This is a genomic window from Sphingobacterium kitahiroshimense (assembly GCF_025961315.1).
GTDB lineage: Bacteria > Bacteroidota > Bacteroidia > Sphingobacteriales > Sphingobacteriaceae > Sphingobacterium > Sphingobacterium anhuiense.
Map to the genome: position 1 here is coordinate 4502700 of NZ_JAOQNK010000001.1, position 12433 is coordinate 4515132.

The window sequence follows — 12433 nt, forward strand, 5'->3', positions numbered from 1 at the left end:
TCAAGACTCGTTATTTTGCAAACCTTTACGTATTATGAAAATTAGTACCTTTTTAATGTTTGCTTTCGTTACTGGTGTCCAGGCTGAAGGGATTGCGCAAAAGGTCAACCTTAAACTCAAAAATGTTAGGGTCGAAGATGCGTTATCAGCTATTGGCAAACAGACAAAGCATCGTTTCCTTTACAGTGACGATGTCACTAGAGGTGCGAAGAGAATAAGTCTAAATTTAAAAGACGCAAGTCTTGAAGATGCACTTGAAGAAGTTTTAAGTGATAATAACTATACCTATAAAGTCATTGCCAATACGATTACTATCAATAATATTGAAAAAAGTAGTAATAAAACCTCAGAGGTTGTATTGCAAAATACCGTTAGTGGAACAGTCAAAGATAAGGAAGGGCGACCTTTGACAGGAGCGAGTATAACTGTTAAAGGAACAAGCGTTTCAACACAAACAGATAATAGTGGTAATTTTAAAATAAATGCTCCTGCCAATGCTACCTTAATTATTCGATATGTAGGTTTTACTCAAATTGAAACGGCTATTAATGAAAGAAATGTTATTTCAATAACATTGAATCGTACAGAACAACAATTGGACATTGTTAATGTAGTAGCAACAGGTTATCAAAATTTGGATCGCAAGCTGTTTACAGGGGCATCATCAAAAATTGATGCTAAAGAGGCAGAGCGCGCAGGAGTGCCAGATATATCGAGAATGTTAGAAGGACAGGTTGCTGGTGTTTCAGTACAAAATGTATCCGGAACATTTGGGGCTGCACCTAAGATTCGTGTCCGTGGAGCAACTTCTCTTACGGGAGATAATAAACCCCTTTGGGTTATTGATGGTGTTATCTTGGACGAAGCTGTTAATATTTCGAATGAAGCACTTTCAACAGGTGATGCCAACACATTATTAGGATCTTCCGTAGCCGGTTTAAATCCAGATGATATTGAATCTATTACAGTTTTAAAAGATGCTGCCGCTACAGCAATGTATGGTGCAGCAGCGATGAATGGAGTTGTAGTAGTAAATACAAAGAGAGGGCGCAATACAGACGGTGCAGTTAATTTTAATTATTCAGGTAATTTTACAACTTACATTAAACCTAATTATAATCAATTTGATATCATGAATTCTGCAGAGCAGATGCAATTGATTATTGATATGGAGAATAAAGGGTATCTGAATCATTCACAAGTTTCAAGAGCCCCTACAGGAGGAGTATTTAATAAAATGTATAATTTAATGTATGATTATGATCCGAAAACGGATTCATATGCGTTACGTAATGACGCCCCTTCCCGCTATGAGTTTTTGCAACGTTACGCTAATACAAATACGGACTGGTTTGATGAGCTGTTTAAAAGTAATATAGCACATGACCATTCTTTGAGTATGAGTTCAGGTACAAGTAAAGCACAAACCTATGCTTCTACTAGTTTTATGAATGATCCAGGTTACACGCTTGGTAATCAAGCGAGACGTTTTACTGCTAATATTCGAAATAATTATAAAATCAGTGATAAACTAAGTACAGAGTTTATCTTTCAGGGAAATATTAGAGATCAACGGGCTCCAGGTACGCTGAACCGTAACTCTGATGCCGTGTATGGAAGCTATTCGCGTGATTTTGATATCAATCCATATTCTTATTCCTTAAATACCAGTCGGATAATTACGGCTTTTGATGAAAATGGTGATCGTGAGTTTTTTACTCGGGATTATGCACCGTTCAATATTCTAAATGAGTTAGATAATAACTATATCAAACTCAAATTAATGGATATCAAAGTTCAGGCGGGGATTACCTACAAAATTTTACCTTCCTTAACTTATTCTGCAAACGGTATGTATCGTTATTACAATTCGGAAAGGCAGCATATGATTACAGAGAATGCTAATTTATCAAAAGCATATCGGGCGAACCAAGATCAAACTGTAAACAGTGGAAATAGGTTTTTATATGCAGATCCTGATTTTCCAAATACAGATAAATATGTTATCCTTCCAAATGGTGGATTTTTCAATTTGGCAAATAATAATATGATCAGTTATTATATGCGCCATAATTTGGAATATAATCAAACCTGGAATGACCATTCTTTAAATCTATTTGGTACATACGAACTTCAGTTTGGAGATAAGCAAAGTCATGATTTTAACGGGCCAGGTATAGAATATGGTAATGGTAATTTGGTATTACCTAGTTCTCGCTATTATAAAAAATTGATAGAATCAGGCGATAAACCGTTCGCGATGAATTATACTTATGATCGTAAGATTGCTTATGCTATTCGAGGTGCATACAACTATATGAATAAGTATTCATTTAACTTTACCACACGTTATGATGGATCCAATAAAATGGGACGGACAAATGTGGCAAGGTGGTTACCTACTTGGAATCTGTCTGGAGCTTGGGATATTGATCAAGAAAACTTCTTTAATAAGGACAATGGTATTCTTTCTGGTGCGCGATTACGTGGAACCTATGGCTTAGTTGCTAACATGGGGAATGCATCCAATTCTTCAGCAGTATTCTATAATGCTACTACGTATAGACCTTTTGAGGGAGAAAAAGAAGGAAAAATCAGCCTCGATGATTTAGAAAATTCAGAATTGACATGGGAAAAGATGTACGAATTGAATATTGGTACGGATTTATCATTTTTGAACAATCGAATTGATCTAAATTTTGATTACTATAAGCGTAATATCTTTGATCTAATTGGCCCAATACGCACATCGGGTATCGGAGGGAAATTTGAGAAATTAGCCAATTATGCCGATATGAAAAGCCAAGGTATAGATATTCAATTAGGCGGTTATCCTTTCAAAAATCCAGAAGGTTTCACTTGGCGGACACAATTTACCTTAGGTTTTAATAAAACTGAAATTACAAAACTTGATGTAACACGTAATATCTGGAATCTTGTTTCTGCTGAAGGTGGCGCTATGCTTGGACGACCTCATCGCGGATTATACTCAATAGATTTTGATAAATTGGCAACAAATGGAGGATATCCCACTTATATTGGAACGGATGGAACTCCTGGTGAGACTTACTTTTGGTTGCAGGATAATGAAACAAATTTCTTAAAATATGAAGGTCCAGTTGATCCAACCGTTGCTGGAGGATATTATAACCGTCTAGAATATAAAAATTTCAATTTGTCGTTTTTGTTAAAATTTGCATTTGGAAGTAAAGTACGTTTGCAGCCAACATATTCAGCAACTTATTTGGATATGTATAATGTATCAAGAGATTTAGTTAACCGCTTTATTTTTAAAGGTGATGAGTTCCTAACAGTCATCCCTTCTACATTAGATGGATTAACTTCCGAATTTGATATTAAGAATTCCAATGGCGATCGTAACGCATCAAATTATACTTATAACGCTTACAACTATTCTAGCGAACGTGTAGCTAAGGGTGATTATATTCGTTTATCACAGATTTCCGTAGGTTATAATGTTCCAAAAGAATTAGTTTCTAAGATTAAATTTAGAACCGCTCAGTTCAATTTGGTTGGTAATAACCTTTGGTTGCTGCATTCGGACAAAAAGTTAAACGGTGTCGACCCTGAGTTTTATAGCAATGGAGGCGTAGCTCTTCCAGTTCCGAAACAAGTGACATTATCTGTAAAATTAGGATTCTAAAAGACTAAACTATGAAACTTTCAAATTTTAAATATTTAATAATCTCATCGACATTGTTATTAGGCAGTTGTAGTAAATATCTGGATCAACAACCGGATATGCGTGCAGAAATTAATACAGTCGATAAAGTTAAGAGACTCATTACTTCTGCCTATCCTTTTAATAATTATCTTGCTATGGCTGAGACTTATTCAGACAATGTGGAAGACAAAGGTGTAGGAGATTTATATCAACCGGTTCCAGCATTGTACCGTTGGCAAGATGTTAAAGATAGCGGTTCTGATACACCTACTGGTTATTGGAATAAATGTTATGAAGCTATTGCTGCAGCAAATCATGCTTTGGATGCAATTGAATCAAATAACTTTGGAGACGAGGTTTTGGCATATAAAGGAGAAGCATTAGTAGCACGTGCATATGCACATTTTATGCTTGTCAACTTTTTTGCAAAAGTATATGATCATAAAAAACCAGAAAGTAATACGTCTCCAGGAATCCCTTATGTAACAAAACCAGAAACAAAAGTTATAGAAAAGTATGATCGTGGGACAGTTCAGTCTGTTTATGAAAATATCCGGAAGGATTTAGAAGAAGGACTAGCCCTTTTAGATGCTAACCCTGCTGAGTGGACAGTACCTAAATACCATTTCACGCCCGCTGCGGCCCATGCTTTCGCTACGAGATTTTATTTGTTTACTGGCGAATGGCAGAAAGTCATTGACAATGCAAATAAGATTTTTGCAGGTGGCAATTTTGCGGGCAAGCTGATCCCTTATAATTCAACATTTAAAAAAATGACATTTGAAGAGGTGCACACGGTTTTCGCAAAAGCCGAGCAGCCCTATAATTTATTAATAAATGAAACCTATAGTGGCTATCAGAGGTGGTGGAATAATCGTTATGCTATGGGTATAAACGTATTTCAAGACATATATAATGGCAATACAGCAGCCGGTGGTAAATTTTATAATTTTGGAGTTTCTTATGGTGCCCCTCATTATACTACGTATATATGGAAAGAATATTGGTATGTCACCAATACAACTGCCAATACGGGTTTCCCCATGTTAATGGTTCCAGTTTTAATTACGGATGAAGCTTTGATGAATAGAGCAGAAGCATATTTAGAGCTCGGAAATACTGGAGCTGGTATAGCCGATATGAATTTAATGGCAAGCAACCGAATTGAGAATTACAATCCGGCAAACCATGCCGTAACTACAGAAAAATCCAAATTGTTTTTTGGTGTACAGGATGATAAGGAAGCCCTTATTCAAACGGTGTTACAATTTAAACAAGTCGGTTTTATGTCTATGGGATTAAGGTGGTTGGATATTATTCGTAAGGGAATTACGGTAAAGCACCTTGTCATAGCAAATGATGAAAGTGAGTCTTATATAGAATTGAAACCAGAGGATCCAAGACGCGTTTTCCAAATTCCGGAAGAAGCGAAACTGTCCGGTGTTGAACAAAATCCAAGGTAAATTATGAAAACGACAGTAAAAATATTTATACTAGTTAGTTTAATAACTGGCTTATACTCTTGTACAAAGGAGGAAAAACTCAATGTGAAAATTGAAAATTACGATACATTCGTACCCGGGGAAATTGATAAATGGATTACAACTAATTTAACAGATCCCTATAATATTGAGGTGGTTTACCGGTATCAGCGTAATATGCATGATATCAATAAAAATATAGCTCCAGCAGATGAAGCTAAAGTCATTCCACAAATGGACGTTGTTATTAAGGGTTTTTTGGATGTTTACAAAAAGATCGGGGGTATTCCTTTTATTAAAACTTATACACCCAAACAATTTGCCTTATTTGGATCAGGTGATTATGATGTAGATGGTTCTGTAAAAGGTGGTACCGCAGATGGAGGAAGAAGGATTACATTGTATGGCATAAATAACTTTAGTACTGAGAACGCCAATTCTGTTCTTGGGAATTTACAGGTAATCCATCATGAGTTTACCCATATCCTGAATCAAAATAGATTTATTCCTGGCGAATATGGAAGGGTAAGTGTGGGAGATTATTATTCGAATTGGACTGCACAAGAGAATACTACAGCATTGGCACGTTCTCTTGGCTTCATTACTCCCTATGCCCGTAAGTCCATAGGTGAAGATTTTGCGGAAGTGTTATCTCACTTGATAGTAGCTGGGCAATTGTATTATGATGATTTTGCGTATAATAGTGGAAAAGATGCCTATCCTAAATTTAAACAGAAGGAGTCAATTGTTCGGGACTATATGATGCAAAACTTTAATATTGATGTTACGCAATTGCAAATTGAATTTCAGCGTATAATGAGCGAAACATATAAATCAACAAGATACTCTGCTGCAACGGCACTTAATAGTAATTATCTAGGTTCATTGGATTGGGATATCAGGAGTACTTGGGGTTTAGAAAATGCAATTTCTAATAAACAACGAGATCTTTTTATGAATATTCTTGACGGATTAGAAGGGTATAGAACTAAAACAATGGTGTTTCAATTCGTTTCTGAAACAAAAGCAACACTAAATATTGGATACGGAGATGATAATAGTACTTATAATGCCGCTTATGATTTTGATATTGTTAAGAATGATGATAATACGTTTAAGATCTCTAAATCAGCAGTACAAGGAACGGGCGCAATTTATAATAACGGTAATAGAAGTTTGATTCTGCAAGATGTACAACCCTTGATAGATTATCTGGGTAGTACCAGCTTTTCTGCCGAATGGAAGAGCGTCGATTTAACCGTTAATCCAACTGATTATTTACAATATTTTGTATTGAAAAATATCGAGGATCCGAGCGTGAAATTTATGGGGAAAGTTAATTTGAGAAAATATTAAGTTATGAAAAATATATTTTATTTAATGTTTTTGGTTTTATTAACTATTAGCTGTAGTAAACCAAAAGAGATCGATCCCATTTTTGGGGATCCCACGCAACGCATTGCGGATACATTAGCTTATGTGAAAAATACTTTGGTAGCTGCAGCGAATGGATGGAAAGCCTACACAACTACCTCTATTAGCAATGGAGGATATGGATTTTATATGAAATTTGGTGAAAATGACAGGCTGAAAATGGTTGCTGATTTGGACGAAACGAGTGCTTCTGAAATAAAAGAGTCTACCTATCGTATACGCCAAATCATGTATGCAACTTTGTCTTTCGATACATATAATTATATAACCAAGCTACAAGATCCTAATCCTGACGTGTACGGAGGTGCACCAGGTAAGGGGTTGGGTAGCGATAATGAGTATGATTATGTTAAGACTCATGGAGATACACTATTTTTTCAGGGGCGTAAATTTGTTCAGCCTCTTATATTGGTTAAAGCTACGGCTGCTGAGGAAAATGCTTTTTTAACTAAAAAGTTATTGACTAGTATTGAAGATGTAAATACTTATTTTGAAGAAGGAATTAATGTAGTTTCTTTAAATAAGGCAAATTGTGAATTTACTTTAAATATTGCTGCCAAGCAGATAAATCTTATGGCAATGATTGATGGTAAGGTAGAAAGTGTTCAAATTCCATATTTTTACAGCCTTAATAAAAACCTGATTTTACTAGGTGATGTCTCTTTTGATGGTGAAAAATTTACTAATGTTACTGAGGAAAATGGTGTTTATAAATTACATTCTGTATCTGGCAAGTCATTCACTATTAATAAGTCCGAAGAATATTTGCTACCTCCTCAATATAAACTAGGAACTGCAATTACAGATATGTACCAACCAGGTGTCTATAATTATAGTTCTTATCTTCCGCTAAAAACATGGTCTACCAGTTATTCTGTTGATTGGAATGAATATGTACGGCTTTCAAAAACAGGAGGGTATAACTTAACCGTTGGTGAATCTTTTTATAACTTCAATGATGCTAAAAAATTGATTACAATGGATGGGTATATTTATCAAGATAATACAAGGTTTATAGGTGGATATGTAATGAATTATTCAATCGACCTTGAGAATGGTACAATACGTTTCCTTTCTGTCAAAAATACTACAAATAATGGAGGAATAATGGTGCCATACATGAACCAAACATTCTTCAAAAAGATGATAAATCACGATTTTAAATTGTCATTTATAAAAGATGAAAATTTTGGTCCGGGTATTCAATTTACTAGTGTAGAAGATCCTAATTATTATTTTTCTTTTGTTTATTAATTGAAGGGTGAATTTTATAAATACGTCCACAATATAATTAATGATTGATTTTGTGGACGTATTTACATAGCAATACTATACTTAATTTAATATGTTATAGGAATTTGTTGGGTAGATTTGAAATTATAAAAAAAGTTACTGCTTTGGCTTGCTATAACTTTTTTCAATTCTCAATCCAATGTTTCTTAAATTATTACAGTGCAATAATGTTTAAAGATATCATTTGGTGTTTTAAAAGGACTATTTTTAAGAGATATTCTTTTATTTATTTTGGAATTTTTTATTTAGTCAGTTGTAACGTCTCAAATAGTAATTATTTTTCAGGCAATCTCAATGTTAGTCCACCATTTTATATCGATTTTTATCACTTAAATAGTGGAGGAAAGGTATTTTCGGATAGTCTCAATAGTAATGATTTTAACATATCTATAAAGAATCTTCCAAAAGGGATTTATCAAGCGGTGTTTTCATGGAAAAGGGACTTACTTAGACCTCAAGATATTGAACGATTTTCACGACAGCCTGAGTTAGGAGTCCCAAAATATTTTTTATCAACGACTTTTTGGTTAGACAATGAAGAGGCCAATGAATACAACTTATCGTTCGATAAAGTTTATAATCAGGACGAGTTGGAAGAGATATTATTTAATCAAGTGGCGGACGAACCTACTCACATGTGGGTAAAATCTAATGGATTAAATAATAAGCTGTATTGTCAATACCTTGATTTATTAGATGGATTTAAGCATAAAAACCGACATCAGAAAGATAGCTTGCAACAGGTAGAGAATTATTATATTGAGCATAAAATGTACGATGAAGCCAAGATAGTTAGCGCAACGTTACATGAACCTTGGCTAGATCTTGTGAAAAATGAATTGATTACTCAAGAAATTCTATTTATGAAGAAACACATATCTAGCGATGTTATTATTCAGATATATAATTTTCAAGTAAATAGTAAGCAGGATTTTGAAAGGTATATCAAAGTCTATAATTCCTTTCCATCTAACATAAAACAAGTTTTGGATAGACGATTACGACATTTTATGGAATAGAAAAGTTGAATATCAATAATTATCAAATGTTAAAATATTTATCTCCAAAGGTATTCTAATACAATAATCCCCTTTAAATGCATTTAAATGCATTTGCATGTTTTTGACATATTTTTGGCACATGTTATAATTCATTATATAAATAACATTTTACACTTTCGTCTTATGGAAAGACAAAATATTCAAGAACAGATAAAATTCATGCGAAAGCAGAGGGGACTGACACAACAGGATCTGGCAGAGGTGGCTGGTGTCTCCTTAAGGACGATACAACGAGTTGAGAAGGGAACAGAAGAAATTAGTGGATTTAGTTTAAAACAAATTAGTCAGGTATTAGAAATACCTTTAGAGCAATTAATCATGCCAAATGTAAACCAAATAAGTATAGACAAGGATCAAACGGGAAGTATTAAAGGACTTTACTTATCATCATTGCTATTATTTGTGAATCCACTCTTAGGACTTTTAGTGCCAGCAATAATTGGTTCGACTAAACAAAACAAAAGCGACTTTTATAAAAAGGAATTAAGAAAAATGATAACAGCACACGCGTTGGCTTTATTTTTTTTAAGTATTTCTATTTCATATCTTTTCCTGACAGGTCTTTTAAATATTACTATGCCCGCATTTCTGGATAAGATATTGAATGCATATGTTCTTTTTACAATCCCACTCATCTATTATGTGTTTATTATTTTGTTTACAGCAATTAATTACCTTAATATCGATAAAAAATTAAAAAATCAAGATTTGACAGTGATATAATGACCAATTAGTTTTTGGAATAATAAAGCTATAAATTGGTTGTAACAAATCTGCAGAAGTAAATTGACGCTTTGTTTATCTCAAACAGAATAGAAAGGCATGATATTTTTCCATACACTTTGTTTTTTGGTATTTTTATTATGATCATTTTTGAGGAAAAACATAGACTTCCTAAGTTTATTCTGATTATATATATTATTCAATATGTGGTATTAACAATATATTATTTAAAAATGGATGTGATGTCGTTGTACTACCACATTCCAGCTATAATTATAGGTATTTTGTTGTTTATTTGCAGATCTAAGTTAATTTTGAACGATGATGTTATTCTAACAAATTCATTTTTTTATTTTTTTAATAGAAAGTATGATTTAAAAAAAATTGACAGTTGCAAATTTGATAGCATATCTGCTTTAGGATATTTTGGTGGCTGGGGAATAAGATATAGCAAGAAGTACGTTGGTCTTACATTTTTAGTTCAAATTATATTGTTACTTTCTGTTTTGAGAATAAGAAGAAAGTCACTTTTTCAATACAGAATATAGCTAAACTAAAAACAGCGTTAACTAATTTGGATATTTGTTTTAAATAGTTCTCACTTTTGTATGCGCAGATATCTCTTATGATTAAGGTGAGGATTTCGATTCAAAGGTCTATTTTACTTGATTTTATCAAGCTCTCATTTCTATATTATTTTTTTTCTTGAAAAATATAGATAAAAGATCTAACTAAAAAAGCCTGCGCACGCGCAGGCTTCTTTAGTTAGAAATATAATATAATTACTTATTCATTTTTTCTGCACCTTCAATGATTGCTTCAACGACAGCTGGATCTTGAAGAGTGGAAGTATCTCCCAAGTTGGATCTTTCACCCTCTGCAATTTTTCTAAGAATGCGACGCATGATTTTTCCAGAACGTGTCTTAGGAAGATCTGATACAAATTGGATGATATCAGGTTTTGCGATAGCACCAATCAATCTTGTAATCGTCTGCATGATATCTTTACGTGTACTTTCTTCATCAATATGATGATTGGCAATAACGTAAGCATAGATACCTTGTCCTTTTACGGGGTGCGGGTAACCAACAATAGCTGATTCTACAACATCAGAGTGCATATTGATTGCATTTTCTACTTCAGCAGTTCCGATGCGGTGTCCAGATACGTTTAATACATCATCCACACGACCTGTGATTTTGTAATAACCCTCAGGGTTTCTATAACAGCCATCACCTGTGAAATACATATTTTCGTAAGTTGCAAAATAGGTCTGACGGCAACGCTCATGATCTCCCCAAGTGGTACGTAACATACCTGGCCACGGGAATTTGATACATAAATTTCCGGAAACATCATTTCCTTCAATTTCTTTTCCATTCTCGTCCATAAGTGCAGGCTGAACCCCTGGTAATGGTAACATCGCATATCCTGGTATAGTTGGTGAAATACCAGCCATAGGAGCGATTAAGATACCGCCATTTTCAGTTTGCCACCAGGTATCAACAATAGGAGCTTTTCCTTTACCGACTTTATTGTTATACCAATGCCAAGCTTCCTCATTGATAGGCTCACCAACTGATCCCAGTTTACGGATACTGCTCAAATCCTTTCCATCAATAAATGAGTCTCCAAAAGCCATCAGTGAACGGATAGCTGTTGGTGCTGTATATAAAATATTGACTTTATATTTATCAACGATATCCCATAAACGGCCAGCGTCAGGATAGGTTGGTGTACCTTCAAACATTAATGAAGTAGCTCCCTGTGAAAGAGGTCCGTAAACAATGTAGGAGTGACCTGTAATCCAGCCAATATCTGCAGTACAGAAGTATACTTCACCTTGCTGATATTGAAATACGTTTGCAAAAGTATAACCAGTATAAACCATATAGCCACCAGTGGTATGGACAACACCCTTTGGTTTGCCTGTAGAACCTGAAGTATACAAGATAAATAATGTGTCTTCTGAATCCATTTCTTCTGCGGGACAAGCTGGATTTCCTTGTGTTTCTACTTTCTTAATTTCATCTTCCCACCATACATCACGACCTTTAATCATGGAGACTGGTGTACGTGTTCTTGTTAATACAATGACTTTTTCAACAGAGTCACATTGCATTAATGCATCATCAACAATGCTCTTTAATTCTAATACTTTTGGACCACGGTAGCTACCATCAGAAGTCACAACTACTTTACAGGCCGCATCATTGATACGGTCAGCGATAGATTGAGCCGAAAAACCTCCGAAGACTACGTTGTGAATAGCACCGATACGTGCACAGGCTAAAGTCGCAATAACCAATTCGGGAACCATTGGTAAATAAATACATACACGGTCTCCTTTGCGGATATTGTTATTTTTTAGAACGTTGGCAAATTGCTCAACTTTCTGTAAAAGTTGTTTGTAAGATAAAATGCGATGCGATTCATTTGGATCATTTGGCTCCCAAATAATCGCAGGTTTATCCCCTAAATTATAGATATGGCGGTCAAGGCAATTTTCTGTAATATTTAATTTTCCACCTTCGAACCATTTTACATTAGGCTCTGTAAAATTCCAATTCAGAACATTTGTCCATTTTCTTTTCCAAAAAAAGTTTTCCGCTATCTCTCCCCAGAAAGTTTCCGGACTTTCTACACTTTTTTTATAAACGTCTTGATATTCTTCAAATGATTTGATTTGTAGACTCATATTTTGGTTTTATTAAATTCAATCCCTTAAAACTTATTTGGTTGATTAAACAAGTTC

At 34.3% G+C, this 12433-nt stretch carries 7 protein-coding genes; 6 read left to right on the plus strand and 1 reads right to left on the minus strand.

Going from position 1 to position 12433, the window contains the following annotated elements:
* Positions 1-34 precede the first annotated feature (34 nt).
* The 6 genes from M2265_RS19550 to M2265_RS19575 all read left to right on the plus strand — a co-directional run bounded on the left by M2265_RS19550 (position 35) and on the right by M2265_RS19575 (position 9677).
* Positions 35-3664, plus strand: coding sequence for a SusC/RagA family TonB-linked outer membrane protein (locus tag M2265_RS19550; protein ID WP_264599362.1), 3630 nt, complete (start codon positions 35-37; stop codon positions 3662-3664).
* An 11-nt stretch (positions 3665-3675) separates the two neighbouring features.
* On the plus strand, positions 3676-5148 hold the full coding sequence (locus tag M2265_RS19555) for a RagB/SusD family nutrient uptake outer membrane protein (protein ID WP_132769138.1): 1473 nt from the start codon (positions 3676-3678) through the stop codon (positions 5146-5148).
* Positions 5149-5151: 3 nt separating this feature from the next.
* On the plus strand, positions 5152-6522 hold the full coding sequence (locus tag M2265_RS19560; protein WP_132769136.1) for a substrate import-associated zinc metallohydrolase lipoprotein: 1371 nt from the start codon (positions 5152-5154) through the stop codon (positions 6520-6522).
* A gap of 3 nt (positions 6523-6525) precedes the next feature.
* Positions 6526-7854, plus strand: coding sequence for a DUF4302 domain-containing protein (locus M2265_RS19565; protein WP_132769134.1), 1329 nt, complete (start codon positions 6526-6528; stop codon positions 7852-7854).
* 206 nt (positions 7855-8060) lie between these two features.
* The gene (locus M2265_RS19570) at positions 8061-8912 is read left to right on the plus strand and encodes a hypothetical protein (protein WP_132769132.1); all 852 of its coding nucleotides are present in this window, start codon (positions 8061-8063) and stop codon (positions 8910-8912) included.
* A gap of 165 nt (positions 8913-9077) precedes the next feature.
* A complete protein-coding gene (locus tag M2265_RS19575) occupies positions 9078-9677 on the plus strand; it encodes a helix-turn-helix domain-containing protein (RefSeq protein ID WP_165905857.1) in 600 nt (199 codons plus the stop codon).
* A 782-nt stretch (positions 9678-10459) separates the two neighbouring features.
* Here the strand turns inward: M2265_RS19575 and acs are convergent.
* The gene (acs, locus tag M2265_RS19580) at positions 10460-12376 is read right to left on the minus strand and encodes an acetate--CoA ligase (protein WP_132769128.1); all 1917 of its coding nucleotides are present in this window, start codon (positions 12374-12376) and stop codon (positions 10460-10462) included.
* Positions 12377-12433: the final 57 nt, after the last annotated feature.